The organism is Promicromonospora panici (assembly GCF_900608595.1).
GTDB lineage: Bacteria > Actinomycetota > Actinomycetes > Actinomycetales > Cellulomonadaceae > Promicromonospora > Promicromonospora panici.
Genome location: NZ_UWYY01000039.1, coordinates 1 through 25246, shown reverse-complemented (window position 1 = coordinate 25246; position 25246 = coordinate 1). Strand labels below are relative to the sequence as shown.

The window sequence follows — 25246 nt, the reverse complement described above, 5'->3', positions numbered from 1 at the left end:
GCCGTCAGCGCCGCGCCGCTCCCGGCGGCGCAGCTGGTCAGGGTCAGCGCGGCGGCGATCAGCACCGTGGTGACACGCAGGAGGGCCGGAGGGGCACCGGTCGATCGGGGTGAAAGTGGCATGACATCGACGCTAGGCAGGGGCGCCTGGCCTGCGCATCCGCCGATCGGTCCGAACCGGACAACCAAAGTCGGAGCGGCCGGCGGGTCGTTCCGCCCGGGGTCGCTCGGTCCCGGGGGCGCTCCGTCCGATGGGGCGATCAGTCCGGTGGGTTCGGCTGCCCGAGCCCGGCCTCCTGCACGAGCAGCGCCACCTGCACGCGGTTGTTGAGGTCCAGCTTGGTGAGGATCGCCGACACATGGGTCTTGACCGTGGTCAGGCCGAGGTGGTGCCGCGCGGCGATCTCCGCGTTGGAGCGCCCCGCACCGACCTCCGCCGCGACCGTTCGTTCCCGGTCGGCGAGCACGTCGAGGCGCCGTCGGGCCGCGGCCTGCCGGGTGTCCTGGTCCGAGCCCGCGACCCGGGCGATCAGGCGCCGGGTCACCTCGGGCGAGAGGACCGGGCGCCCCTGGGCGGCGTGCCGGATCGCGACGACGAGCTCGTCCGGCGGGGTGTCCTTGAGGAGGAACCCCGCCGCTCCGGCGCGGAGGGCGCGCAGCACGTGGGCGTCGGCGTCGAACGTGGTGAGCACCATGACCTGCGGGGCCTCTGCCCGGCTCCGCAGCGTCTCGGTAGCGGTGAGCCCGTCGGTACCGGGCATCCGGATGTCCATCAGCACGACGTCGGGGTGGTGACGGCGCGCCAGCTCCACCGCCTCCGCGCCGTCGCTCGCCTCGGCCACGACGCGCAGGTCGGCGGCACCGCTCAGCATCATCTTCAGTCCGAACCGGACGACGGGGTCGTCGTCGGCGATCAGCACGGTGATCACCGGTAGAGGATCAGTCACGGCGGCCACGGTAGACGCATCCGGACCCACCAGCCGCCCGATTCGGTCGGGCCGTGGTCGAGCTGCCCGGCCACGAGCCGGGCGCGCTCCCCCAGGCCGCGCAGCCCTTCCCCGGAACTGTGGAGGCGCACCGGCGGACGGGCGGGTGCCGCGTTGACCACCTCGACGGTCACGTGGTCGCCGGGCTGCCCCGCGATCCGGACGACGGCCGGCGCGCCCGGAGCATGCTTGCGCACGTTGGTCAGGCCCTCCTGCACGAGGCGGTGGAGCGTGCGGCCCTGCGTCTCGGGCAGGATACGGTCATCGGTCGTCACGCCCGCCTCGTCCCGCAGCTCGACCGGAGTCCCGGCCTGACGTGCCTCGTCGATCAGCTCGAGAACGTCCGTGACGCCCGGCAACGGCAGCTCCCCGACGGGAGCCCGGAGCACCCCGATCACCTCGCGGAGGTCCTGCAGGGCACGGTGCGCGCTCTCCCGGACCACCTCGGCCGCGCGCGTCCGGTCCTCGGGCGGCGCGTCGCGAGAGTAGGCGAGGGCGCCCGCATGGACGCTGAGCAGCGAGAGCCGGTGCCCGAGCACGTCGTGCATCTCCCGCGCGAGCGCCTCGCGCGCGTCGTGCTCGGAGCGCTCGGCGCGCAGCCGTGCCTCCACCTCGGCTGCCGCCGCCCGCTCCCGCAAGGACGCGATCAGTGCCCGGCGGTGCCGCACCGACAGGCCCCACGCCACGGTGGCGATGTGGCCCAGGACGATGATGACCAACATCGTGACCGGCGGGGCCGCCGGCGCGGGCCACTGCAGCTGGTACGCGGTGAGCGCCGCCAGGCTGATTCCGCACACCACCGCCGTCGCGCGGACCGAGCGGTGCACAGCCACGGTGAACAACGCCACGATCGCGGCGCCCGAGACCGTCTCCGAGAACGAGCTCGACACCGCCAGCACGACACCCAGCGCCACCGGGAGCCGGCGCCGCCACCACAGCGCCAGGCAGCCGATCAGTCCCACGACCCAGTCCACGGACAGCAACCAGGCGGGCCTGAGCCACGGCTCGCCGGCCTGGAGGAGCACCGAGACCAGCCCCAGCGCGACGGCCACTCCGATCAGGGCCACGTCGACCAGGCGGTGGCGCACCGCCTGCCGAGGTGTCGGCGTCGGGGCGCCCGTCGGTCCGCTCATCGCCCCTGACCCTATGCCGCCTCCGGCTGGGCCGGCTCTCGGGAGGAGAAGGTGTGGCAGCCAGGTAGGTAACGGAGACATAGCAATGCTCCCTCTCCGTTACCTACCTGGCCGGCACTGTTCCTTCCCGAGCACCGCGGCTCGTCACGCGGCGTCGCCGCCCTGTGCGGACAGCTCGGGCGACGCCCGCCGCACGCCGTCGACCGCCGGCGTCACCCGCCGTCCGACGACGAACGCCACCGCGGCGATCCCGAGGCAGCCGGCCACCACCACACCGATGAAGGCACCGGCCCACCCCTGCTCCAGCAGCAGCCCCGCGGCCACGGGTCCTATGACGGTGCCCGCCTGGAACCCGCCCGAGCTGATCGCGTTGTACCGGCCGCGTAGGTGCGCGGGCGCCATGTCGTTCGTCAGCGCGGGCAGGGCCGACTGCAGCAGCGTCTCCCCCAGCCCGAACACACCGTGGAACGCCAGCACGATCACGACGGCCGCCAAACCACCAGGCATCAGGCCCGTAACACCCAGCAGCAGCCAGGCCACGGCCCATACCACGGCCATGAGGGCGAGCACCCGCGTGCGGCGTCGTCCGCGGACGCGGTTCATCACCCAGAACTGCAGCGCGACGATCACCACCGTGTTGACGACGAACGCGAAGCCCACCACGCGGGTCGAGACCTCGGACACCTGCCGGGCGAAGGCGGGGAAGCCCGCCTCCATCTGCCCGTAGCCCACAAAGGCCGCGAGGAGGCTGAGCGCGGCGAGCCAGAGCACCTCGGGCCGGCGGAGGATCGCCAGGTACCCCTCCTTGTTGCCGGCGTCGCCGTCCGGGTGGTGGACCCGTCCGTGCAGGTGCCGCAGCGGCCCCAGGAGCACGGCCATGGGAACGAGGAACGTCGCGGCGTTGACCAGGAAGGCCATGACGAACGTGCCCGGCTGCTCGACGTCGACCACGAGCCCGCCGATCACACCGCCCACCCCGACGCCGAGGTTGAGCAGGGCGAAGTTCACGCCGTAGTACCGCTGCCGCAGCTCGCCGTCGACGACCGTGGCGACGAGCGCGTTGACCGCGGGCCACCCGACGCCGAGCTGCACACCGGTGAGTGCGAGCCCCAATCCGGCGACGGCCGGGGTGGTCGCGAAGGCGAGCACGACGTACCCGACGACAACAAAGGCCTGCCCGGCGAGCAGGACTCGCCGGGCGCCGTACCGGTCGACCATGGTTCCGACCGGGCCCGTGACAAGCAGGCCGACCACGGCGATCAGGCCCATGAGCGCCCCGGACAGGCCGAGCGAGAACCCGCGCACCTCGTGCAGGTAGATGATCGTGAACGGGAGCGTCAGGCCGCGGCCGAAGAACTGCACGACCACGGTGGAGAGCAGCCAGCGGCCGTCGTTCGGCAGGTCCGACCAGAACGCGAGTGCGCCGGAGCGTGGGGAGGATGTCACGGGCTGATCCTCGCCCGCGGGATACCGGCGCGGAAAGCGGATTTCGGACGCTGTGGTGCGTCAGCCGTGGGCGAGCTGCTTCAGGGCGACCACGCCGACGGCGAGCACCGCGAGCACGCCCAGCGCGAGGATGCGGGCCGGCCAGGGCAGCTTGGCGCGGCGGACGCCGAGCCAGGCGATGACCACGAGCGAGCCGATCAGCGCGCCGACGCCGATGCGAAGCGCGGTGGTGACCTCCAGCCACCCGAGGCCAGCGGCCGCCAGGGCGAGCAGCGGGACGACGATGGTCAGCAGGGCACCCCAGCTCGTACCGGTCATGGTGCGCAGCTTGGCCGGGTCCGGGAACCCGCCGTGCGCGGCGAGGTACGCGATGAGTTCCGCGAGCCAAGCGGCGGCGACGGTACCGACGGCGGTGATGGTCAGCGATGCGGCGGCGGTCCCGGCACTGAGCCCGTGCACGTGAGCCTGCAGCGTGAGGACGACGGCGAGCGCGGCGAACGTGACGTAGACCCGCTCGCGGAGGCGCTCGGCGAATTCCTCCTTCTCAGCCTCGCTGAGGGTGGAGGGGTCGGGGCGTTGGCGGCGGGGCTGCGTGCTCATGGGGCCATTGTGGTCCCGCGAGTCAGTTGGCTGGTCGGACTACGGCCCTGGTCCGCTATGGCAAAGCGGGTGCAGCCGAACGCCACGCCTCGGCCAGCGCCACGACCGACGGCCAGCGTGCGTCCCGTTCGGCGCGCATCGCGCGCGCGGCGACGTCGAACTGCGCCTCCGAGCCGACCCAGGCAGAGCGGGACTTCGTCGCGTCGTCGCCCAGGAAGGTGTGTGCGAGCGACCCGAGCGTGAAGACGTTCGTGACCTCGTCGATCGGCGCGCCGAGCCGGTACTCCTCGGGCGACATGAACCGGGTCGAGCCCCACATGCGCCCCATCCGGTTGACGACAGGACCTCGTTCGTAGAAGTCGAGGTCGCACAGCGTGACGCGCCCACTGTCGGCGTCGACCATCACCGAGCCGTCGTACAGGTCTATCGCCACCCACCCCTGCGCCGCGGCATGGACGTGGAAGTCGAGGATCTGCTGGACGGCGTCGGCCCGGGCCTGCTCCGACAACGACCGCACGACGTGCGACTGCTCGTACTGCCTGCCGACCGGCGTCGCGTCGGTCCAGTCGAAGACGAGGGCGTGCCCGCCGCCGACGTCGACCGCCTCGCGCAGCGTCACGAGGGTGGGGTGCGCGAGCGCCCGGTAGACCTCCGCCGACCGGCGGAGGTTCGCCACCGCCGTCTCGATCGCGCCGTCGTACCGCACCGTCGGCGCGCCCGCGTACTTGACGAACACGCGGCCCGCCGGACCCTCGACGCCGAGGCAGAGGTTGCCCGAGTCCTGCTGGTCGAGCACCGCGAACACGCGACCCCAACGGGCGACGAACGACAAGTCATGCGGCGCACGGAGCCGCACCGGCAGCCCGTCCACCTCGGTCAAGATCACGAGCCCGCCGTCCCGGCGCGCTCCCCGCGCTGGTGCCCCCGCCGCGCGTCCCGGTCGAAGATGCCGATGATCTCGCACGGCCCGCCCTCCGCCCCGATCGCGTGCGGGAGCATCGTGGGGAACTCCGCGGCCTGATTGGTCTCGACGCGAAAACGCCGGTTGCCGAGAAGCAGTGTCGCGGTGCCGGAGATGACGACGAGCCACTCGCGGCCGGGGTGGGCGCGCATGCGCGCGGGGTTGTCGGGCGCCGGGTTGGTCATCCGCTGCCGGACGACGCTCATCCCGGGCTCGGCCCTGATCGACCAGCGCATCCCCCCGTGCGCGCCGTCGACCGTCGGGTTGATGAGGACGTCCTCCGTGGCCGTCTCCACGAGCTGGTCCAGCGACGTGTCCAGCGCGCGGGCGAGCGTGACGAGCTGGTCCAGGGCCAGCCGCCGCTGCCCGTTCTCGATGCGGCTGAGCGTGGACTGGCTGACCCGGGCGCGGGTGGCCAGCTCCTCCAGGGACCAGCCCTGCGCGACGCGCAGGGCGCGGATGCGCTTGCGTACGAGGCTGTCCAGCTCGCCATTTTCTTGCGTCATGAGCAAGATCCTATGCCTCGGTCGCAAACGGCAGCTAGCGTCGGGCGAGCCCACACCAAGGGCCGCGACATGAGAGGGAATGAGACATGCCAGGGACCACACCCCCACACACCAGCAGCGAGGTGCCGGACGGGACCGTCGACGCCGTCGTGATCGGCGGCGGCGCGGCCGGGCTGAACGGCGCCATGATGCTCGCCCGTTCCCGCCGCTCGGTGGTCGTGATCGACAGCGGCACCCCGCGCAACGCGCCCGCCGAAGGCGTGCACGGGCTGTTCGGCCTCGACGGCACTCCCCCGGCCGAGCTGCTCGAACGGGGTCGCGCCGAGGTCCGCCGCTACGGCGGCACGGTGCTGTCGGGCGAGGTGCTCAAGGCGTCCGCGGCCGACCCGTCCGCCGACGGCGACCCGCGCTTCACCGTCACCATGGCCGACGGCGTCACGCTGCACGCCCGCCGGATCCTGGTCGCCACCGGTCTGCGCGATGTGCTGCCCGACGTCCCCGGGCTGGCCGAGCACTGGGGCCGCAGCGTGGTGCACTGCCCGTACTGCCACGGCTGGGAGGTCCGCGACGAGCCGATCGGCATCATCGCGACCGGTACAGCGTCCGTCCACCAGGCGCTGCTGTTCCGCCAGCTCACCGACGACCTCGTCTACTTCACGCGCGGCACCCAGCTCGACGACGACACGCGGGCCCGCTTCGCGGCCCGCGGCATCCGCGTCGTCGAATCGCCGGTCACCCAGGTCGTGGCGGACGACGGCGGCGGCATCGCCGGCGTCCGGCTCGCTGACGGGCAGCTCGTGGCCCGGCGCGTGCTCGCCGTCGCGACCACCATGCTGGCGCGCACCGACGGCCTGGAGGACCTCGGGCTGCCGATGCAGGACCTGCCCAACGGGATGGGCCGCCACTTCGTGACCGGTATGGCCGGGACCACCGAGGTCCCGGGCGTGTGGGTGGCCGGCAACGCCAGCGACCCGTCCGCCCAGGTCGGGGCGTCAGCCGCCGCCGGGGCACTGGCCGGCGCCCACATCAACGCCGACCTGGTGACGGCTGACACGACGTCGGCTCTCGCCCGAACGACCCGTTGAGTGCTGGATATTCGCCCCTTGATCGGGTCTTGAAGGGCGAATGTCCAGCACTCAGCGGAAGGGCGGGCGGGTCGCGGCGACGTCAGTCGCAGGCGTCGCAGCGGCCCGTGGCCGGGAGCTGCATGTAGCAGCCCGGGCAGCTCGCGGGAGCGGCGTCGGGCGCGTGCGCGAACGAGTTGGTCTGCGTTCCGGAGAACCCGGCCATCAGCACGCGCTTGTACCCGCCGCCGGCCTGCTGGACGTCGACGAAGCCCTTGTTGAAGAAGGCTGTCGCCTCCTGACCAGGGCCGGGCGAGACCGCGACGTACGAGCGGGACGACGGGATCCAGATGCGGGTCTTGTCGAGCCCCTCCGCGATCTCGCGCATGGCAGGCCGGTGCGCCTGCGGGATCGGCAGCGCCTCGAGGGCGGCCTCGAACGAGTCGAAGTCGTCGTGGCTGACCGTGGAGAGGGCCACGAGGCACGTCTTGCACACCTTGAACTTCTGCCTGTCGAGCTCGGTCGCAGGCTGAAGGGAAGCCAGGCGATCCGCGGACAGGTGCTGGCAGTCCTTGCCGTGCAGGACCTTGCCGTACGGAACCCGGAAGAGAAGCTCTACCGGGATCTCTGCTCCTGCCACCGCAGGGGTCTCGCTGGACGTAGTCACCGGTCAAGTATCGCTGCTGAAAGTCGCCTGTGGGGCCGCCTGGGTGAACTGATCGAGATCAGCCCGACGATGCGGCCCGGATCATGCGGAGCTGTCCGATCTCGCTGACGTTTTTCATGAGCTCGGAATTCGCCCAGGCGACCATGTGCGCGACGGTGTACTCCGGGTCGTCCGGCTGGGGAAACCGCGCCCGCGCGTCCAGATCGTCGCTGGTCAGGCCGTCCAGCACCGAGACCCAGTCGTCGCGCAGGCCGTGCAGCCACTCGATCGCCGCCTGCGCGTCACCCGGCCACGTGACGTCGGTCCGCTCCCGGGGTGCACGTCCGCGCGCGTGATCGATGGTCACGCTCCACCACCAGCCGATGTGCCAGCTCACCCAGCCGATGGTCGGAACGGGGACCGGATCGGGTTCGGCGTCCGCCCAGTCCGGCACCCACGTGCCGTCCGCGCTCGGGCGCACCGTCCAGTGGTCGGCGGCGGGCTCCCACAGGAAATCCTCGGGCTCCAGCCGCTCCAGGTGGTACTCGAACAGGGACCAGGTCAGGTCGAACTGCCAGCGCAGCAGGTCACGTCGGGAATCGCGCACGCACCGACCCTGACATGTCGCCGCTCATCCGGGGTAGCTGTTATCCGGCGACCCTTCCGGGCGCAGCCGGCGGCCCGCGCGCAGCACCGTCGCTCGGGCCAGCTCGTCGAGGGAGTCCACGAGCACGACGTCGGGCAGGAGGTCAGGCGGGGTCGCCTCCGCCGCGACCGACAGCTCGGTGCAGCCCAGCACGATCGCGCCGGCCCCACGCGAACGCAGGTTCGTGACGACGCCGTCCAGCGCCGTCAGGTCTCCGCCACGGCCCGCCTTCACGCCGTCGTAGATCAGGGCCGTCACGGTTGCCTGACCTGCGACGTCAGGCACCAGCGTCTTGATGCCGTGCGCGTTGAAGGCGTCCAGGTAGACGCCGGACGCGATGGTCCCCTCCGTCGCCAGGAGGCCGACCGCCTCGGGCCGCGACCCGCTGAGGCGACCGGCCCAGGCGTCGCGCGACAGCACCGCGGAGACCGTCGCGTCCACCGCGGACAGCAGCGGGACCGACGTCGCCGCGACGATGGCGCGGGCGAACGCGTGCGCCGTGTTGCAGGGCAGCACGAGGAAGCCGACCCCGGCTCCCGCGAGCCGCCGCGCGTCGGCGGCGAGCACGGGTCCGGGATCGTCGGCCGACCGCCCCAGCACGAACTCCGTCCGGTCGGGGACGGTCGCGTGCTGCAGCACCATCATGTCGACGTGGTCCTGGTCGCGGGCCGCGTCGGTCAGCCGGACCACGCGCTCCATGAACAGGACGGTCGCGAGCGGCCCGACGCCGCCCAGCACGCCGACGAGCGTTCCCGCTCCGCCGCCGTCAGGCAACGTCACGATCCGAGGACGGGAGCGGCTCCCCGATCCCGCGCACCCCGCCCGGTTCCTGCAGCGGGTGGTACTGCGCGAACTTGCGCACCTGGTTGAGCTCCGCGATCCGCACCCAGGCGTCGCGGCGCGGCGACAGGTCCCGCCGGTACTTCAGCGGGTGCACGACGGTGGCGCGGCGCACGGCGTCGCGTACCGACTCGTCGTTCACGTACTTGTCCAGGAGGAAGCCCGGGACGATCCGGTACAGCACCTCCAGCGGCTCCGCGGCGTCCGGCCAGTGCCCGGTGAGGAAGTCCCCCATCCAGTAGGCAGCGGGGTTCAGCCCGCTTGCGGTCAGGTAGTAGTTGGACCGTCCCGTGCGCGGGTTCAGCTCGAAGAAGTGCCCCACGCCGGTACGCGGGTCCACCTTCACGTCGAAGTTCGCGAACCCCGTCCAGCCCAGGTGCTCCACGAGCCGGCGGGCGTCCTCCTCGACCTGCGCGAGCCGCCCGGTGAGGATCGCCGCCGGGTTCCCCAGCGTCCCGGGCGTGTGCTCCTCGAGCAGCACGTGGCCACCCCACGCCATCCGCACCGCGCCCTCGCGGTCGGAGTAGGTGGTCATGATCCGCATCTGCGAGTCGTCGCCGGGCACGTACTCCTGGATGATCATCGGCCGGCGGTAGCCGGCGTCCCCGGCCGCCTTCAGGAGCTCGGCCAGCTCGCCGCGATCGCGCACCAGGTGCACCTTCGCCTTGCCGGGGAACGACACCTGGTGCCACGCCGTGTTGTCACCGGGCTTGGCGATCACCGGAAAAAACAGGTCGAGGTCGCCGACCGGCTCTCCGCCGTCGCGCACCTCAGTGCGCGGATGCGGTACCCCGATCTCCTGGCAGAGCTCGGAGAACCGCTGCTTGTCCATCACCCGGTCGAGCAGGTCGACCGACGGGTAGGGCACGACCGCGACGTCCTCCAGCTCCGCGCGATGCTCCGCGAGCGCGCGCACGTACCAGTCCACGCAGGTGAGCGCGATGACCGGGCCCGGTGCCGTCGCGGCGATCCGGCGGATCAGCTCGACCATGACGGCGGGGTCGTCGAGGCGCGGCTCGACGACGTTCCGGATGATGTTGGAGTACGCGACGTTGGGTGTCGGGCGGATCGACACCACTGTCGACCTGACGCCGTAGCCCTCGTGGAAGGCACGGGCGAGGCTGTAGGCGCCGGCGTCGCCGCCGAGGATCACCGGGTGTACCGCTGCGAGGTTCCTCATGACACGTAAGACGGGCCGAGCATGCGGAAGGTTGTGTCACAGAGGGGGTGAACTGGAAAATTCGGGCACAAGGTTCGTCCGGGCTCGGTGTCCGCTGAGTTCGGTGTCCGCTGAGTTCGGTGTCCGCTGAGTTCGGTGTCCGCTGAGTTCGGTGTCCCCTGAGTGTCGAGGGCTCGGCCCGCGTGGAATTGTGTTGCGATGCCGGCTCGGGCCCGTGAGGCTGACCGGCGATGATGCCGCTGACAGAGATCGATCGCCTGAAACGAACCGTCACCACAGCGTGGGAGAGCGCGATCGCGGACCAGGTGGCCGCCGCCTGGGGATATCCACCCGGAACCGCGAAGTGGTGGCGCTCCAGTGCCTCGCACGTGTTCGTCCTGCCCGACCCGGACGGGAAGCGATACCTGCGGTTCGTGCCCGATGCCTACCGGGGCGCCGGCCCGGTCGCGGCGGCAAGCAGCTTGATGCACCAGCTCGCCGAAGGCGGGGCGGCAGTGGTCCGCCCGGTCCCGGCACGGACCGGCGCGCTGACGGTGACGGTGCCGACGGCTCTGGGGGCGATGCACGCCATGGTGGTCGAAGCCGCTCCCGGCGCCGAGCTCGACGCCGGCGAGCTCACCGACGACCGCGCCCGGGACTGGGGCCGTGCACTCGCCTCGATACACGCAACCGCAGGCGGGATCGAGGCCGGACTGCCCGTCGCTCTCACCGAGCTGGCCACGATTCCCGACCGGTTCGCCGAGGACGCGCCTCTGGTGAGGGCCGCGGCGATCCTGTCCGACCGGCTCGCCGCCCTGGCCCGCGATCCCATCCGGTTCGGCGTGGTTCACGGTGACTTCGAGCTCGACAACCTGGCCTGGGAGGCCGACCGGGCGACCGCCTTCGACTTCGACGAGGCCGCTCGGTCCTGGTACGCCGCCGACATCGCCTACGCGCTGCGCGACCTGACCGGGCCGGACGGCGAGCCCGAAGCGGCGCACCAGGCACTCTTCCAGGCGTTCGTCGCCGGGTACCGCGATGTGCGGCCGCTCGATGATGCCGACCTGTCGAACCTGCGGCTGTTCTCCGGCGCACACGCCGCGTGCTCAGTGGTCCGCATCGCTCGCGCCCTCGACCCCTCCGGGACGGACGAACCCGAGTGGAGGGCCGAGCTCCGCGCCGACCTGACCAGCATGGCCCGGTCCCACCGGGAACTCGCGCTGGCTGTGGCGGAGGCCCTCAGCGGGGGCGGACCAGGCCGAGCTCGATGAGGCTGCGCCCCGTGTCGGCCAGGGTGTCACGCACGGGGCGCATGCTCCAGCCGAGCTCGCCGTGCGCCTTGTCCGAGCTGAGCAGCTCCGCGCTGCCGACGAAGTCGAGCCCGAGCCGCACCTCGCGGTCGAACCTGCCGGCCACCCACAGCATCCAGAACGGCATCCGGCGGGTGGGCACGCGGTAGCCCTGCGGCCCGAACTCGTCACCGAGGATCCTCGCGATGTCGCCGAACCACATGTTGTCGCCCGCGCAGATGTAGCGGTTACCCGCGGCGTCGGGCACCTCCATCGCGAGCCGGTGCGCGTGCGCCACGTCCCGCACGTCGACCGGCGAGAAGCCGAGCTTCGGGACCGCCGGCAGCTCGCGGTTGAGAAGCCGGCGCACCAGGCTCACCGAGGTGCCGGCGGCGGCGTGCTGCACCGGTCCGAGCACGAGGCCCGGATTGATCACCACGAGCTCCAGCCCGGGATGCTCTGCGGCGAAGTCCCAGGCGGCGCGCTCCGCGAAGATCTTGCTCTTCGCGTAGGGAGCCGACCGGTCCGGTTCGCCCCAGTCCTCCTCGGTACGACGCCGCTCCTCGTCGCGCGGCCGGCCCGCGGAGACGGCGCTCGCCGACGACGTCATGACGACGCGCCGCACCCCGGCCCGGACGCTCGCGTTCAGGACCCGCAGCGTCCCGTCGACGGCGGGCCCGATGAGCTCCGCCTCGTCGCGCGGCGGCGTCGCCGGAAAGGGCGAGGCCGTGTGGAGCACGTACTCCTGGCCGGCGACGGCGTCGCCCCACCCCGCGTCGTCCGACAGGTTCGCCTCGACCAGCTCGATGCTCCCGCCGAGCGCGTCGGCGATGCGGTGCAGGTGCGCGACCCGGGCGGGATCCCGCAGGGAGCGCACCGTCCCGCGCACCTGGTGACCGCCCCGGATCAGCTCTTCGATCACGTGCCCGGCGACGAACCCGGTGGCGCCGGTGACAAGAACCCTCGACATCACGTCTCCAGTCTGAGCAGTGTTTAGATTATGAGCACCGTATAGATTGCCCGGCATGGAGGTCAACAGGGCGCGCAAGCGCGAGACGTACCACCACGGCTCGCTCCGGGAAGAGCTGATCGAGGCGTGCGTGCGGCTCATCGAGGACGAGGGGATCGCCGCCGTGAGCCTGCGGCGCGTCGCACGCGAGGCCGGGGTGAGCCCGGGCGCGCCGTACCACCACTTCCCCGACCGCGCGGCGCTGCTGTCCGCGATCTCCGCCCGGGGCTTCGAGATGCTCACCGAGGACCTGCTGAGCGCGGTCGGCGCGTCGCCGGGCACGTCGGGGGCCGACGACGTCGCGCGCGCCGTCGCGGCCTACGTCGCCTTCGCCCGACGGCGGTCGGGCCACTTCCAGGTGATGTTCCGCCCCGAGCTCTCCGAGCCGGAGAAGCACCCGGCGGTCCAGGAGGCGGGGGACGCGGCGCTCAAGGTCCTCACGGACCTGGTCGACCGGCTCGGCGTCGCCGACCCGCAGGCCGTGGGGATCACGCTCTGGGCCCTGGGCCACGGCCTGGCGTCGCTGACGCTCGACGGCCAGCTAGCGCTCAAGGCCGCGGCCTGGGACGCGGACCCGGACGACCTGCTCGCCCGCGCCGTCGGCCAGATCGGCCGCTCGCTGGACGTCGGGCACTGAGCCAGGGGCTCAGCGGATCCGCGCGTCAGCGAGTCGGCGCGTCAGCGGATCGGTGGCGGGCCCGCGCACCGTCATCGGTCCGCCGACACCGGCTCGACGAGCAGCTTCCCGTCCGCCCACCGCACGGGCACCGGGTCGCTGACGCTCCCCACGAACTGCCCGTCCGGGCCGTCGTGGTGGAACGCGAGCAGCATCCACTGCCCGTCCCTCCGCCGCACCAGCTTGCCGCTGTACAGGCTGGAGTCGGTGACCTGCTGCGCGGCGGCGACGTCGAACGGGCCCAGCACCGAGGCCGCGGGCGCCGCCCACACCCCGCCCGTCGTCCCCTCGGCACGGCCGGCCGCCATGTCCCCCGCCATGCACGAGAACAGCAGCACCGGAACGCCGTCGACCACCTCGGTCTGCGTGACCTCGAGCTGCCCGAAGCCCTGCCCCGGCTCGGTGAGCGGTGCCCGCAGCTCCCAGGTCCGCAGGTCGGGCGACCACGCGTGCCCGACGACGCCGCGGTCGTCCGCCGGCCCCGTCCGGCCCCGCGCCGTGATCAGCATGTGCCAGCCGTCCCCGTCCGGGTCCGGCAGCACCCAGGGGTCGCGGAACGCCTCGTCGTGCCACTGGCCGTCGGCGATCGTCTCGTACCAGAGAGGGTCGGCCTCCAGCACCGGGTTCTCCGGTGCCTTGTGCCAGGTCAGCAGGTCCGACGACGTCGCATAGCCGATCCGCTGCACGTTGCCCTCGGGCGTGAGCGTCGCGCCGGTGTAGAAGAGGAACCACGTGCCGTCGGGGTGCCGCACGACGGACCCCGTCCAGGTGGCCAGGTCGTCGAAGGCCGGACCGTCGGACCGCACGAGAGCGTCGGCGACGCGGGTCCAGCTCACGAGGTCGTCGGAGACGGCGTGCCCGATCGAGGCCCGGTGGTGGCGGGCGTCCGGATCGTGCAGGGCGCGCGACGCGTAGAGGAAGAACAGGTGGTGCTGCTCGCCGTCGTCGGCGAACCAGAAATCCCACACCCAGGAATCGGGGAGAACGAACATCGTCAACCTTTCACACCGCTGGCGGCGACGCTGCTCACGAACGCACGCTGGAAGGACAGGAACACGATCAGGACCGGCAGGGTGATGAGCGACGTGTACGCCATGACCTCGCCCCAGGCCGTGTTGAGCTGGAAGAAGTACTGCATGCCGACCATGACGGGGCGGAGCTCCTCCTGCTGGACCACCATCAGTGGCCAGAGGTACTGGTTCCAGGCCGGCAAGAAGGTCAGGATCGCCACCGTCGCGAACGCCGGGCCGGCGAGCGGGACGATGATCCGGCGGTAGATCGTGAACCAGCCGGCGCCGTCGATCCGGGCCGCCTCGTCGAGCGACTTCGGGATCGTGGAGAAGTACTGCGTGAACAGGAAGATCGAGAACGCGTTCGCGATGAACGGCACGATCTGCACGTGGTACGAGTTCAGCCAGCCGAAGTCGTACTTGAGCACGCCGCCCTCCATGACGAGGGTCGGCAGCTGGGCGACCCAGTAGACCATCGGGACGGCGATCGTCTCGAAGGGCACGATCAGCGTGGCGATCACCAGCGCCAGCACGACAGAGCGGCCCTTCCAGCGCATGCGCGACAGGGCGAACCCGGCCATCGAGTTGACGACCAGGCCGAGCCCCACGGTCAGCACCGTCACCAGTACGGAGTTGACGAGGAACTGCCCGACCGGCACCCGGTCGAACACGCCGAAGTAGTTGTCGAGGCTGATGTCGCCGACGGGCAGGAACGCGCGCGGCGAGCCGACGTCGCCGAGGATCTGCGCGTCCGGCTTGAGGGACGACACGAACATGAAGACCAGCGGGAACAGGAAGACGACGGCGAGCGCGCTCATCGCGACGTAGGACCAGACCTTGCGGCGGTGGCGCAGGACGTGCTCGACGCGGTCGGCCGAGGTCCGGGAAGCGGGTCGGGACGTGAGGGAGACGGTGGCCATGGTTCAGTCCTTCTCTCGCGTGAGGAACCGCTGGACCAGCGCGACGATCAGCACCAGCACGAAGAAGATGAGCGAGATCGTCGCCCCATAACCCGTCTCCTGCTCCCGGTAGCCCTTGCGCACGGCGTGGTAGACGAGCGTCGTCGTCGAGTTCACCGGCCCGCCCTGTGTCATGACGTCGACCTGCACGAACAGGCCCAGCGCGGCGATGGTGATCGTCACCAGGACGAACACCATGGTCGAGCGCAGGCCCGGCCAGGTGACATTGGTGAACTGCTGCCACGGCGTCGCCCCGTCCATCCGGGCCGCCTCGTACAGTTCCTCGGGGATCGTCTGCAGGCCGGACAGCCAGATGAGCATGTGGAAGCCCACCGCCTGCCAGATCGACAGCACGATGATCGCGCCGAGCGCCGTGCTGGGGTTGTTCAGCCAGGCCGTGCCCTGCCACGCGCCGAACGTGATCGTGTTGATGAACGAGTTGACCAGGCCGTCCTGCTCGTACATGAACTGCCAGAGGATCGACACCACGACGATCGACGTGACCACCGGGACGAAGTAGATGACCCGGAACATGGCGACGCCGCGGACCTTCTGGTTCACGAGGACGGCGAGCAGGAGACCGAGGCCCGCCTGCACCGGCACGATGACCAACGCGAAGACGAACGTGTTGAGCGTGGACCGCAGGAACGTCGGGTCGGCGGTGAACGCGCGCACGAAGTTGTCGAGCCCGACGAACCTCGGCGGGTTCGGCGAGATGAGGCGCGCGTTGGTGAACGAGAGCCCGAAGGCGAGCAACACCGGGATCACGAGGAACAACAGGAGCAGGAGCAGCGCGGGCGTCGCCATCGCAAGGCCCGAGCGGCCTTCGCTCCGGCGAGCCGCCGCGATGCGCCGACGGCGGGGCGCCTCCACGGTGCCCGGCTCGGGCGCCGCATGGGGCGGTGCGGGGATGCTGGCAGAGGTGGTCATGGTCGACTCCGTCCGGGCGCGGGCGGTCCGGGCCCCGGCCCGACGGCGCGAATCGCGTCGCCGGGCCGGCGGCCGAGCCGTCCCCGCCGGTCAAGAGGGACGGCTCAGAAGCCGTACCCGTCGTTGGACTGGATGTTCGCGTCGATCTCAGCGACCGCGCCGTCGAGCGTCGACTGCACGTCGGCGCCGTTCATGATGTCCTTCCCCGCCTTCTCGAAGGTGGAGGAGATCACCGCGTAGGCCGGCGTCTCGGGCCGGAGCAGCGCGTACTCCTGCGACAGCTCGACGAACGGTCGCAGGTCGCCCTCCGGGCCGAAGTACTCCGACGCCTCGGTCGCGCCCTCGGTCGCCGGGATGACGATCTGGTTGTCGGCGAACGCGGTGACGTACTTGTCCTGGAAGCTGAACTCGAGATAAGCGCGAGCGCCCTCGGGAGACTCGCACGTCGACGAGATGCCCCACTGCCAGGAGGCGCCACCGATCGTGGGACCCTTGCCGAAGTCGGGCGGCGGGAGGAAGAGCAGGTCGTCGCCCGCGGCCTCCAGCGACGGGAGGGCGTTCCACCCACCCGTGTAGCTCAGCGCGACCTCGCCCTTGTCGAACTCCTCGTTGCCGATCGTCCCCGAGCTGCTGACCCAACCCTTCTCGAAGGCCTCCTGGAACCAGGTGAAGAACTCCACGGCCTCGGGGCCGTTGAGGGCGCCCTCGGCGGACAGCATCGTGTCGCGGTCGATCAGGTCCCCGCCCGCGCTCTGCAGCATCGGCGAATACGCGTACGGCCACCATTCGCCGGAGTCCTCGGCGCCGATGTCGAGCGGCGTCTTGTACCCGGCGTCCTGGAGCGTATCCAACGCCCCGTCGAACTCGTCGATCGTCCAGGGATCGTCGATGGTCGGGATCCGGATGTCGTTCTCCTCGAGGACGGACTTCCGCGCGAGGACCGCGAGTGCGGCGTCCCAGTAGCCCGCGCTGTAGATCTCGTCCTGGTACGTGCCGATGGCGGTCGGAAGCAGGGAGTCGGTGATCTCCTGCGGCAGCCCGAGCGGCTGGATGTAGCCGGCCCATGCCCAGTTCGGGACGATGGGGCCGTCCATGTCGAGCAGGCACGGGAGGTCGTCAGCCGCGGCGGCCGCGACGATCGCGTCGTTGTAGGCCCCCTGCGGGAACGACTCCTCGATTACCTCGTACTCGTCCTGCGACGCGTTGAAGTCGTCGATGATCTGCTCGTAGACCTCGAGCTCCGCGGGGTTGCCCGCCGAGTGGGTCCACATGGTCAGCTGCACGCGCCCGTCCTCGGACGTGGTGCCGCCCTGGCCGGCCTGGCCGCACGCCGTGAGGGCGAGGGCCCCCACAGCGGACATGGATAGGATCTTCGCGAGGGATCCTCGGTTCATGATGGATTCCTTTCCTGGTGACCGACATCCGTGTCGGGCACCGCTCTACGACCGCCGCGAGGCGGTCATGGGGTTGTGTCAGGCTCGCCGCCGGCTGGAGTTGGCTGCTGCTGCCGGCGGCGAGCTCACGGAGTCCCGACGGATGATCGGGCACGGCATGAGGTAGGGCTGGTCGGACGCCGGGGGTTCCCGGGCACCGAGGGCCACCTCGGTCGCCCACCGCCCCATCTCGTAGTGGGGCAGAGCGATGGTGGTCAGCGGCGGGTCGAGCTCGCCGGCGACCAGCTGCTGGTCGTCGTAGCCGACGACGGAGAGGTCGGCCGGGATCTCCAGCCCGCGATGACGCGCGGCGACGTACGCCCCCGCCGCCATCCGGTCGTTGAAGCAGAAGATCGCCGTCGGACGGCGGTCCCCCGGCAGGTCCAGAAAGCGTTCGGTCGCAGCCCGCCCGCTCGCGGCCGTCGAGTCCACGCCGCGGATGTGCCACGCCGGGTCCGGCGTGATGCCCGCCTCGGCGAGCACCTCCAGATAGGCCTGGTAGCGCAGCCCTGACGCGACCGGCGGGTTCACCTTCTCGGCGTCGGCGAAGGCGATGCGCCGGTGACCCGCGGCGACCAGCTCGCGCACGGCGGCCCGGCCCCCGGCGAGGTCGTCGGGCACGACCGCGGGATGACCGCCCGAGGCGGGCCGGCAGTCGAGGAACACCGACCGCTCCGGGAGCCCGTCCGGCGTCTCGACGACCCGGTGCCACATCGAGGCGTAGATCATCGCGTCGACCTGCTGGTCGACGAGCGCGCGGATCGCGTCGCGCTCCACCTCCGGGTCGGCGTCGGTGTTCACGAGGAAGATGAGGTGGCCGTGCTCCCGGGCCGCGTCCTGCGCCCCGGCGAGCATGCGGCCGGCAAACGGCGTCGTCGCGATCACGTCGGAGATGAGGCCGAGCGTCCGGGTGCGCTGCATGCGCAGGCCGCGCGCGATGGAGTTCGGCGTGTAGCCGACGGCGGCGGCCGCCTCGCGTACCCGCGCACGTGTCTCCTCGGAGATGCGAGACCCGGGGCGATCGTTGAGGACCAGCGAGACCGTGCTCGTCGAGACGCCGGCCGCAGCGGCGACGTCCGAGATCCGAACCCGGGCCATTCCGTCCTCCTCACGGCGGTGTGAGCCTGCTAAATCGATTGATCGAATCCTGCACCCGACCCAAGGCACACGTCAACCCCACCCACCTATGCCGAGGTAGAACCAGGGCGAAGTAGAACTCTGGCGAGATAGGACCGCAGCGGTGCTGCAGTCCTATCTCGCCAGAGTTCTACTTCGCTGCAGTTCTACTTCGCTGCAGTTCTACCTCGCTGCAGTTCTACCTCGCTGCAGTTCTACCTCGGCAGATCTTGGGTTACTCCCAGCGGAGGCCGCGGCGGTTGGGCTCCTCGATCGGCGCCGCGTCGATGAAGGTGCGCGCACGCACCGCGCCGTCGTCGTCCACGAGCCAGAGGTGGAGGCGGGCGGCGGCCACCGGCCCAGGCGACGGCATTGTGACCCGGACGGCGCGGCTGAGCTCGAACGGTTTGGCCTCGACGGTCTCCGACCCGACGCCTTGCGGTCCGACGCCGTCGGCGAGCGGGGTGCCCACCGGCGCCCACGCCGCGCGGACCTGCCCGCGGACCACGCCGGGACCGTGGTGGGAGACGTGCACGTCGAGGGTGAGGCCGGCGTCCGGGACCGCGATATCGGCGCCCGCGTACGACGGCACCAGGTCGACGACGAGGACGGTCTCCGCGTTGACGTCGCGCGGGTCGAGGCCGCCGCGGTCCTTGGTCCGGCGGTCGGCGTCGAGCAGTCCGGCCATCTCGTGCTCGACGTCGGTCAGCTCGGTGTAGACATACCCCGCGAACCGGTCGTGCCGTCGCAGCTCCTGGGTCTGCCAGCGCAGGTGCCAGGCGCGCTCCAGGCTGGTGAACCCGGCGCCGTACTCGCTGTTGAGGATCGGGACGCCGGTGCGCGGGTGCTCCGCCGACCCGTACAGCGACTTGCGCGCCACGAAGTCGGGGGCGAGCTTCACCGGGAAGTCCTCCCCCGTGCCGTCGGCCAGGCCCGCGACGTTCGCGGCCCACGCGGCCGGGTCCTCGTCGTAGTAGTGCCAGTCGACCAGGTCCGTCCGGACGTGCGCCCAGCCCGAGTTCTCGACGATCGGACGGGTGTCGTCCAGGGCGCGCAGCGCGTCGTACGCGTGCACGGCGGCGGCCGCGCGCTCGGGGCTGGCGGGAATGTCCCAGTCCAGGCCCCACTCCTCGTTGTACAGGCCCCAGATCACGATGCTCGGGTGGTTGCCGTCCCGCTCGACCATGGGCCGGATCTGTGCCTCGAACGCCGCCGCGGCGTCCGGCCCGAACCGGCTGGGGGCCGGCGGCTCGGCCCAGACCAGCATGCCCGTGCGGTCGGCGTGGTGCAGCCAGCGCGGGTCCTCCAGCTTGATGTGCTTGCGGACCAGGTTGTATCCCAGGTCGCGCGCGTGCCCCAGGTCGGCGAGCAGCGTTCCGACGTCGGGGGCAGTGAGACCGGTCTCGGGCCAGTAACCCTGGTCGAGCACGCCGCGCACGTAGAGGCGCTCGTCGTTCAGGTACAGGTGCTCGCCGCGCCGGTCGATGCGGCGCAGCCCGCCGGTGACGGAGACGCGGTCGGGCTCGGCGGCCGCTCGGGCGTCCGACGCCGTCGTGCCGTCGGCGGCCGCCCCGGCACCCGCGGCGTCGTCCGCTCCGCCGTCCGCCGCGCGGGAGGTGACCGTGAGGACGTACAGGTGCGGGTCGGCCGGGCTCCAGAGCCGCGGCTCGGTGATCTCCAGGCGGCCGACGGCGAAGCCGGAGCCGTCCGCGACCAGCTCGACCCGCTCCCCCGCCGCGGAGACGGCAGCAGCCGAGCCGGCGGCAGCTGAACCGGCGGCAGCCGAGCCCGCGGTGACCTCGACGGTCACCAGCGCGCCCGCCGGCGCGTCGCCGGCGACGTCGACCGCGACGTCGAAGCCGGTCAAGGAGTCACCCCGCAGCGCGACCCGCGCCGCGTAGGTGCGGCCGCGCGCCTCGAGCCAGACCGGCTGCCAGATGCCGGAGGTCGGGGTGAACGAGACGCCGTCGTAGTCGTCGCGCGGGATGGAGCGCTGCTTGCCGTGCGGGATGGCGCGCTTGTCGGCGGGCGCGTCGACCTCGACCTCCAGCGTTCCGGTCGCACCGGGCGCCAGGACGCCGTCGAGGTCCACCTCGAACGGGGTGTACCCGCCGACGTGCTCGGCGACCTGGACGCCGTCGACCCAAACGACCGCCCGGTGATGCACGGCGCCGAAGCAGAGCACGGGCCGCGCTCCCGCCCAGCCGGCCGGGACGGTGATCCGCCGCCGGTAGATGGCGTGCTCCAGCCAGGTCCGCCCGACACCGGACGCCGGGGTCTCCCAGGCGAACGGGACGGTGATCGGTACCGTGCCGCCGGGCACGTCGAGGTCCCAGGTGCCGTCGAGGCTGGTCCAGCGGTCGGACCGGTCGAGGTCGGGGCGGGGGTAGGCAGGGTCCGGGGCGGCAGGGTCTGAGGCGGCGAGGCCGGTGGACACGGGGCGTTCGAGGGCCGAGGTCATGTGTGAGCCTTTCGGGAGTGCGGGCGTCAGCCCTTGACGCTTCCGGCGAGGATGCCGTTGATGAAGTGCCGCTGGAGTGCGATGAAGACGATCAGGAGCGGGACCAGGGCGATGGACGCGGCGGCGAGGAGCTCGCCGGTCACGGTCGCGTAGTCGGCCCCGACGCGGTTGCCGGTGATGTTCTGCGCGAGCGTCGACAGGACGACCTGCAGCGCGGCCATCCGCTCCGAGCTCGCCGCCACCACGGGCCAGACGAAGTCGTTGTAGATGTTCATCACGGTCAGGACCGCGAGGCCGGCCAGCGCGGGCCGGATCACGGGCAGCACGATCCTGGTGAAGATGCCGAACTCGCCCGCGCCGTCGACCCGGGCGGCGTCGAGCAGCTCGTCCGGGACGTCGGCGATGACCTGGCGCATCCAGAAGATGGCGAACGCGTCGACCGCGCCCGGCAGGATCAGCGCCTGGTAGGTGTTCACCCAGCCCAGCGCCTTCATCTCCAGCAGCAGCGGGATGATGAGCACGATCGTGGGCAACATCAGCGTGATCAGCACGGTGCCGAACAGCAGGTCGCGGCCGGGGAACCGGTACTTGGCGAACGCGTATGCAGCGAGCGGCGCGCAGAACAGCGTGATGGCGCCCTTGACGACCAGAACGACGGCGGTGTTCAGGAAGCCCTGCCCGATCGGCACGTCGACGAACATCCGCCGGTAGTTGTCCAGGGTCAGCGCCGTCAGGTCGAGCCCGAGGGGGTCGCTGATGATCTGCGTGGCGGGCTTGAACGCCGAGATCAGCGCCCAGGCCACCGGGGCGAGGAAGGCCAGGGCGAGCAGCAGCAGGAAGGCCTGCGAGCCGAGCGTGGCCGGCAGCGTCCTGGTGGTGGCCGGCCGGATCTGCGCGGACCACGTCGCGGCCGGCCGGGTCGGGGCCGGTGCGGCCGGGCGTTCGGTGTGAGTGGTCATGTCAGTCCTCCGTCCGCAGGAGCCGGACGAACACCAGCGAGAGCCCCATCACCACGACGACCAGCAGGAACGAGTTCGCCGCCCCCGTGCCCAGGTCGCCCCGGGTGATGTGCTCGTACAGGTGCAGGCCTGCGGTGGTCGTCGAGTTGTACGGTCCGCCGTCGGTCACGACGAACGGTTCCGCGAACATCTGGAACACGGCCAGCGTCTGCAGCACGACGGAGAACATCAGGGTGCGCCGCACGAGCGGCACGGTGATGCTCCGCAGCTGGCGCGCGCGGGACGCGCCGTCGATCGCCGCCGCCTCGTACACGCTCGCGTCGATCGACTGCAGCCCGGACAGCAGGATGATCACGATGAAGCCGGTGGTCTTCCACAGGAACAGCAGCGCCAGCGTGGGCTTGGCGAACGCGGTGGTGGTGAGCCAGCCGACGTCGGGCAGACCGAGGATGTTCAGGAGCCCGTTGACGGCCCCGTAGTTCTGGTCGAAGACGACCACCCAGATCTGCGCGACGGCCACGAGCGGCGTCACGAAGGGCACCAGGAACGCGATCCGGTAGAACGACCGCATGCGGATCTTCGCGTTGTTCAGCAGCACCGCGATGAGCAGCGAGAGCACGACCTGGACCGGCACGATCATCAGCCAGAGCAGCGCCGAGTTGCCCAGCGAGCCCCAGAACATCTCGTTGCCGAGCAGGTAGGCGTAGTTGTCCCAGCCCACCCACTGCGCGGCGCCCGAGCCGCGCCAGTCGGTGAAGCTCAGGCGGAGCGTGAACAGCATCGGGTAGACGCTGAACGCCACGAACAGCGCGATGAACGGCAGGACGAACAGGTAGGGCGCGACCTTGCGGGGCAGCCAGGGCCGCAGCAGGGGGCGGGCCCCTGTGCGGCCCCGGACGCCGCCCTGGACCGGGCCCGGGCTGGCGAGCACGCTCACTGGCGGTCGACCAGATTCGTCTGGATGTCGGCGGTGGACTGCTCGATGACCTCGTCGGGTGTCATGTCGCCGTCGTACATCCGCTGGACGTTCGTGCCGAGGTAGTCGACGGCGCCTGTCCACCACGCGGGCGCCGGTGCGCCGCCGGGGATCTGCTCGCCGGCCTCGACCGCCGTCGTCCACAGGTCCTGGCCGCCGAGCCCTTGGACCGGGCCGAACAGCGGGTTCGCCGGGTCGGCCGCCGGGGAGTAGGCCGGGATCGAGGTGGCGAGGCCGTTCGGGTACGTGTCGTTCTCGCCCCACACGGCTCGGTAGCCGTCCTCGTGGAACATCAGGAACTCGTAGAACAGCCACGCGAGGTCGGCGTTCTCGCCGTCCTTCGGCAGCACGAACGACGATCCGCCCATGGCGCCGGAGCGGGCTCCGCCGTCCTCCCACGCGGGCAGCGGCATGGCGCGCCAGTCGCCGCTGGTCTCGGTCAGCTGCTGCTCGGGGGCGAAGCTGAACCAGATGGCCCACGGGTAGAACACCTGGTCACCCGACTCCAGGGCGCCGACGTCGCTCGGCGACAGGTACTCGGCGCGCGTGCCGAGGCCCTCCTGGTTCACCGTGTCGAGCCAGCCGAGAACCTGGCGGTACTCGTCGGAGTCGAGGCGGAGCTCGCCATTCTCGTCGGCGATGCTGGTGCCGAGCTGCCCCGCGTACATCTCCAGCTGGAGCTGGCCGAGGAACGCGCTCTGCTCGAGATGGATCGGCGCTGACCCGGGCACCGCCTCCTGGTACTCGCGGGCCGCCTCCAGGAGGTCGTCGTAGGTCTCGATCTGCGTGGCGTCGACGCCGGCGTCGGTGAGGGCCGTCTCGTTGTAGAAGAGCAGGCCCGGGTCCAGGTCGAACGGCACGCCGTGGATGGCGCCGTCGAGCGAGTTCACGTCGATCTTCTGCGGTGCGATGTCGTCGGTGTACGGCGCCAGGACATCGCTGAGGTCCCACAGGTACTCGGAGAAGCCGGCCACCTTGGCGTCGTCGAGGAACACGCCGTCGGGCACGTCGGTGCCCGTGATCAGGGTGTTCTGCAGCTTGGCGTCGATGTCGACGGCCTCGTGGTGCACGGTGATGTCGGGGTAGACCTCGTTGAAGTCGTCGATCACCGCGTCGAAGACGTTGAAGAGGTCGCCGGAGCGGTCCCAGATGGTGATCTCGCCCCGGGGCGACTCGGTGGCGGGCGCCTGGAGCCGGTCGACCGACGCCGCCTCGGCGTCATCGGGGGCACCGCTCGTGATGGACGGGCCGCAGGCGGTCAGCGTGATGGCCAGGGTCAGGGCTCCAGCGGCGGCTGCGGCGGTGTTCTTCTTCGGGTGCATGAGCACTCCCTTGTGCATGCGCGGTGCGTCTCGACCGCGTCTTTTCTAACGTGTGCAAACTATCGCTACTTTGCGCACGTTGCAAGGCCTATCCTTGTGGAACCAGGACAGAGGAGGAGCGCGTGCCGATCACACTCCGCGATGTGGCAGAGAAGGCCCAGGTGTCGGTGCGGACGGTGTCGAACGTCGTCGCCGGCTACACGCACGTCAGCGAGCGGACCCGGCTGCGTGTGCAGGCCGCGATCGAGGAGCTCGACTACCGGCCCAATCCCGTGGCCCGCACCCTGCGCACCGGCCGCACCGGTGTGCTCGCGCTGGTGGTCCCGGAGATCGATGTGCCGTACTTCGCGGAGCTCGCCCGCGAGGTGATCGACGCCGCGGCCGAGCTCGGCTACCGCGTCATGGTCGACCAGACCGGGCACGACCACGAGCGTGAGCGCGACCTGCTGACCGGCGCGGACCGCACCATGCTGTTCGACGGCGTCCTGTTCAGCCCGCTGGTCACGCCCGGCGAGCTGGCGGAGATGGAGCCCAGCCGGTCGATGCCGCTCGTGCTCCTCGGCGAGCACGACTTCGACGGGCGCTACGACCACGTGGCCATCAACAACGTCCAGGCCGCCCACGACGCCACCGCCCACCTGATCGCCAGCGGCCGCACCCGCATCGCGGCCATCGGCACGCAGCCCGACGAGGACTACACGACGCCGCGCCAGCGCACCGTGGGCTACGAGCGGGCGCTGCGGGACGCGGGTCTGGCTCCGGAGCGCGAGCTGCTGCGCTCCGCCGCGCACTACAGCCGCGCGGACGGGTACGACGCCGCCTCCGCACTGCTCGCGCTTTCCGAGCCGCCCGACGCGATCTTCTGCTACTCCGACCTGCTCGCCATGGGTGCGATGCGCGCCGTCTTCGACGCCGGCCGCAGCGTGCCCGACGACGTCGCCGTGATCGGCATCGACGACATCGAGGAGGGCAAGTACACGCACCCCAGCCTGTCGACGGTGTCCCTGGACACCCCGTTCATCGCCCGGCAGGCCGTGGGCCGGATCGCCGAGCGGATCAGCGATCCCGACACCCCGGCGATCGAGGTCACGGCGCCGCACACCTTGATGGAGCGCGAAAG

The 25246-nt window shown here is 71.3% G+C and carries 24 protein-coding genes; 4 read left to right on the top strand and 20 right to left on the bottom strand.

Features of this window, described 5'->3' with window-relative positions:
• Window positions 1–259: 259 nt before the first annotated feature.
• The 6 genes from EW117_RS28390 to EW117_RS28365 all read right to left on the bottom strand — a co-directional run bounded on the left by EW117_RS28390 (window position 260) and on the right by EW117_RS28365 (window position 5631).
• Entirely contained in the window at window positions 260–946 is a 687-nt protein-coding gene (locus EW117_RS28390; RefSeq protein WP_242504633.1) for a response regulator transcription factor, read from the bottom strand.
• Window positions 943–2118, bottom strand: coding sequence for a sensor histidine kinase (locus EW117_RS28385; protein ID WP_129790079.1), 1176 nt, complete (start codon window positions 2116–2118; stop codon window positions 943–945). Before EW117_RS28385 ends, EW117_RS28390 begins: the two co-directional genes overlap by 4 nt.
• 144 nt (window positions 2119–2262) lie before the next feature.
• Window positions 2263–3564: an MFS transporter gene (locus tag EW117_RS28380; protein ID WP_129790078.1), complete on the bottom strand. Its 1302-nt coding sequence runs from the start codon at window positions 3562–3564 to the stop codon at window positions 2263–2265.
• A gap of 60 nt (window positions 3565–3624) precedes the next feature.
• Window positions 3625–4164 (bottom strand): hypothetical protein, encoded by a 540-nt coding sequence (locus EW117_RS28375; RefSeq protein ID WP_129790077.1) that lies wholly within the window; start codon window positions 4162–4164, stop codon window positions 3625–3627.
• A gap of 55 nt (window positions 4165–4219) precedes the next feature.
• Window positions 4220–5050: a serine/threonine-protein kinase gene (locus EW117_RS28370; RefSeq protein WP_129790076.1), complete on the bottom strand. Its 831-nt coding sequence runs from the start codon at window positions 5048–5050 to the stop codon at window positions 4220–4222.
• The gene (locus tag EW117_RS28365; RefSeq protein ID WP_129790075.1) at window positions 5047–5631 is read right to left on the bottom strand and encodes an XRE family transcriptional regulator; all 585 of its coding nucleotides are present in this window, start codon (window positions 5629–5631) and stop codon (window positions 5047–5049) included. The genes EW117_RS28370 and EW117_RS28365 overlap by 4 nt, the downstream gene beginning before the upstream one ends.
• Window positions 5632–5717: 86 nt before the next feature.
• Here EW117_RS28365 and EW117_RS28360 point away from each other — a divergent pair, with 86 nt between their 5' ends.
• Window positions 5718–6716: an NAD(P)/FAD-dependent oxidoreductase gene (locus tag EW117_RS28360; protein ID WP_129790074.1), complete on the top strand. Its 999-nt coding sequence runs from the start codon at window positions 5718–5720 to the stop codon at window positions 6714–6716.
• Between the two features lie 82 nt (window positions 6717–6798).
• Here the strand turns inward: EW117_RS28360 and EW117_RS28355 are convergent, their stop codons facing one another.
• From EW117_RS28355 to EW117_RS28340, 4 genes are read right to left on the bottom strand one after another with little or no spacing between them, the layout of a single operon-like run.
• A complete protein-coding gene (locus EW117_RS28355; RefSeq protein ID WP_129790073.1) occupies window positions 6799–7362 on the bottom strand; it encodes a hypothetical protein in 564 nt (187 codons plus the stop codon).
• A gap of 58 nt (window positions 7363–7420) precedes the next feature.
• The gene (locus tag EW117_RS28350; protein ID WP_129790072.1) at window positions 7421–7948 is read right to left on the bottom strand and encodes a DinB family protein; all 528 of its coding nucleotides are present in this window, start codon (window positions 7946–7948) and stop codon (window positions 7421–7423) included.
• A gap of 24 nt (window positions 7949–7972) precedes the next feature.
• A complete protein-coding gene (gene cuyB / locus EW117_RS28345; protein WP_242504632.1) occupies window positions 7973–8767 on the bottom strand; it encodes a cysteate racemase in 795 nt (264 codons plus the stop codon).
• Window positions 8754–10007 carry a carboxylate--amine ligase gene (locus EW117_RS28340; protein WP_129790070.1) on the bottom strand — a complete coding sequence of 418 codons (1254 nt, stop codon included), beginning with the start codon at window positions 10005–10007 and terminating at the stop codon, window positions 8754–8756. The genes cuyB and EW117_RS28340 overlap by 14 nt, the downstream gene beginning before the upstream one ends.
• 230 nt (window positions 10008–10237) lie before the next feature.
• On the opposite strand from EW117_RS28340, the gene EW117_RS28335 reads away from it, so the two are divergent.
• A complete protein-coding gene (locus EW117_RS28335) occupies window positions 10238–11257 on the top strand; it encodes a phosphotransferase enzyme family protein (RefSeq protein WP_129790069.1) in 1020 nt (339 codons plus the stop codon).
• Here the strand turns inward: EW117_RS28335 and EW117_RS28330 are convergent.
• Window positions 11226–12245, bottom strand: coding sequence for an SDR family oxidoreductase (locus EW117_RS28330; protein WP_207212109.1), 1020 nt, complete (start codon window positions 12243–12245; stop codon window positions 11226–11228). The genes EW117_RS28335 and EW117_RS28330 overlap by 32 nt on opposite strands.
• 55 nt (window positions 12246–12300) lie before the next feature.
• Between EW117_RS28330 and EW117_RS28325 the strand changes: the two genes are divergently transcribed.
• Window positions 12301–12921: a TetR/AcrR family transcriptional regulator gene (locus tag EW117_RS28325; RefSeq protein WP_129790067.1), complete on the top strand. Its 621-nt coding sequence runs from the start codon at window positions 12301–12303 to the stop codon at window positions 12919–12921.
• Window positions 12922–12992: 71 nt separating this feature from the next.
• Here the strand turns inward: EW117_RS28325 and EW117_RS28320 are convergent, their stop codons facing one another.
• The 9 genes from EW117_RS28320 to EW117_RS28280 form a co-directional block, all read right to left on the bottom strand.
• Entirely contained in the window at window positions 12993–13952 is a 960-nt protein-coding gene (locus EW117_RS28320) for a glycoside hydrolase family protein (protein ID WP_129790066.1), read from the bottom strand.
• 2 nt (window positions 13953–13954) lie between these two features.
• Window positions 13955–14890 carry a carbohydrate ABC transporter permease gene (locus EW117_RS28315; RefSeq protein ID WP_129790065.1) on the bottom strand — a complete coding sequence of 312 codons (936 nt, stop codon included), beginning with the start codon at window positions 14888–14890 and terminating at the stop codon, window positions 13955–13957.
• A 3-nt stretch (window positions 14891–14893) separates the two neighbouring features.
• Complete coding sequence (locus tag EW117_RS28310; RefSeq protein WP_165362908.1) at window positions 14894–15859, bottom strand: carbohydrate ABC transporter permease; 966 nt, start codon at window positions 15857–15859, stop codon at window positions 14894–14896.
• 104 nt (window positions 15860–15963) lie between these two features.
• The gene (locus EW117_RS28305; protein WP_242504631.1) at window positions 15964–17220 is read right to left on the bottom strand and encodes a sugar ABC transporter substrate-binding protein; all 1257 of its coding nucleotides are present in this window, start codon (window positions 17218–17220) and stop codon (window positions 15964–15966) included.
• Between the two features lie 111 nt (window positions 17221–17331).
• Window positions 17332–18390, bottom strand: coding sequence for a LacI family DNA-binding transcriptional regulator (locus EW117_RS28300; RefSeq protein ID WP_129790063.1), 1059 nt, complete (start codon window positions 18388–18390; stop codon window positions 17332–17334).
• A gap of 253 nt (window positions 18391–18643) precedes the next feature.
• Entirely contained in the window at window positions 18644–20869 is a 2226-nt protein-coding gene (locus EW117_RS28295) for a glycoside hydrolase family 2 protein (protein WP_129790062.1), read from the bottom strand.
• Between the two features lie 26 nt (window positions 20870–20895).
• Window positions 20896–21828 carry a carbohydrate ABC transporter permease gene (locus tag EW117_RS28290; protein ID WP_129790061.1) on the bottom strand — a complete coding sequence of 311 codons (933 nt, stop codon included), beginning with the start codon at window positions 21826–21828 and terminating at the stop codon, window positions 20896–20898.
• A 1-nt stretch (window position 21829) separates the two neighbouring features.
• Window positions 21830–22765 (bottom strand): carbohydrate ABC transporter permease, encoded by a 936-nt coding sequence (locus EW117_RS28285; protein ID WP_242504630.1) that lies wholly within the window; start codon window positions 22763–22765, stop codon window positions 21830–21832.
• A complete protein-coding gene (locus EW117_RS28280) occupies window positions 22762–24126 on the bottom strand; it encodes an ABC transporter substrate-binding protein (RefSeq protein WP_242504629.1) in 1365 nt (454 codons plus the stop codon). The genes EW117_RS28285 and EW117_RS28280 overlap by 4 nt, the downstream gene beginning before the upstream one ends.
• A 122-nt stretch (window positions 24127–24248) precedes the next feature.
• Between EW117_RS28280 and EW117_RS28275 the strand changes: the two genes are divergently transcribed.
• The coding region (locus EW117_RS28275; RefSeq protein ID WP_165362907.1) for a LacI family DNA-binding transcriptional regulator at window positions 24249–25246 on the top strand (998 nt) is incomplete at its 3' end.

What these genes read in the sequence shown, in the direction of transcription:
- EW117_RS28280 (WP_242504629.1), bottom strand. Translation starts at nt 24,126, where the DNA reads ATGCACCCGAAGAAGAACACCGCCGCAGCCGCCGCTGGAGCCCTGACC.
- EW117_RS28375 (WP_129790077.1), bottom strand. Translation starts at nt 4,164, where the DNA reads ATGAGCACGCAGCCCCGCCGCCAACGCCCCGACCCCTCCACCCTCAGC.
- EW117_RS28340 (WP_129790070.1), bottom strand. Translation starts at nt 10,007, where the DNA reads ATGAGGAACCTCGCAGCGGTACACCCGGTGATCCTCGGCGGCGACGCC.
- EW117_RS28385 (WP_129790079.1), bottom strand. Translation starts at nt 2,118, where the DNA reads ATGAGCGGACCGACGGGCGCCCCGACGCCGACACCTCGGCAGGCGGTG.
- EW117_RS28320 (WP_129790066.1), bottom strand. Translation starts at nt 13,952, where the DNA reads ATGTTCGTTCTCCCCGATTCCTGGGTGTGGGATTTCTGGTTCGCCGAC.
- EW117_RS28360 (WP_129790074.1), top strand. Translation starts at nt 5,718, where the DNA reads ATGCCAGGGACCACACCCCCACACACCAGCAGCGAGGTGCCGGACGGG.
- EW117_RS28290 (WP_129790061.1), bottom strand. Translation starts at nt 21,828, where the DNA reads ATGACCACTCACACCGAACGCCCGGCCGCACCGGCCCCGACCCGGCCG.
- EW117_RS28310 (WP_165362908.1), bottom strand. Translation starts at nt 15,859, where the DNA reads ATGACCACCTCTGCCAGCATCCCCGCACCGCCCCATGCGGCGCCCGAG.
- EW117_RS28365 (WP_129790075.1), bottom strand. Translation starts at nt 5,631, where the DNA reads ATGACGCAAGAAAATGGCGAGCTGGACAGCCTCGTACGCAAGCGCATC.
- EW117_RS28315 (WP_129790065.1), bottom strand. Translation starts at nt 14,890, where the DNA reads ATGGCCACCGTCTCCCTCACGTCCCGACCCGCTTCCCGGACCTCGGCC.
- EW117_RS28295 (WP_129790062.1), bottom strand. Translation starts at nt 20,869, where the DNA reads ATGACCTCGGCCCTCGAACGCCCCGTGTCCACCGGCCTCGCCGCCTCA.
- EW117_RS28325 (WP_129790067.1), top strand. Translation starts at nt 12,301, where the DNA reads ATGGAGGTCAACAGGGCGCGCAAGCGCGAGACGTACCACCACGGCTCG.
- EW117_RS28300 (WP_129790063.1), bottom strand. Translation starts at nt 18,390, where the DNA reads ATGGCCCGGGTTCGGATCTCGGACGTCGCCGCTGCGGCCGGCGTCTCG.
- EW117_RS28330 (WP_207212109.1), bottom strand. Translation starts at nt 12,245, where the DNA reads ATGTCGAGGGTTCTTGTCACCGGCGCCACCGGGTTCGTCGCCGGGCAC.
- EW117_RS28305 (WP_242504631.1), bottom strand. Translation starts at nt 17,220, where the DNA reads ATGTCCGCTGTGGGGGCCCTCGCCCTCACGGCGTGCGGCCAGGCCGGC.
- EW117_RS28335 (WP_129790069.1), top strand. Translation starts at nt 10,238, where the DNA reads ATGATGCCGCTGACAGAGATCGATCGCCTGAAACGAACCGTCACCACA.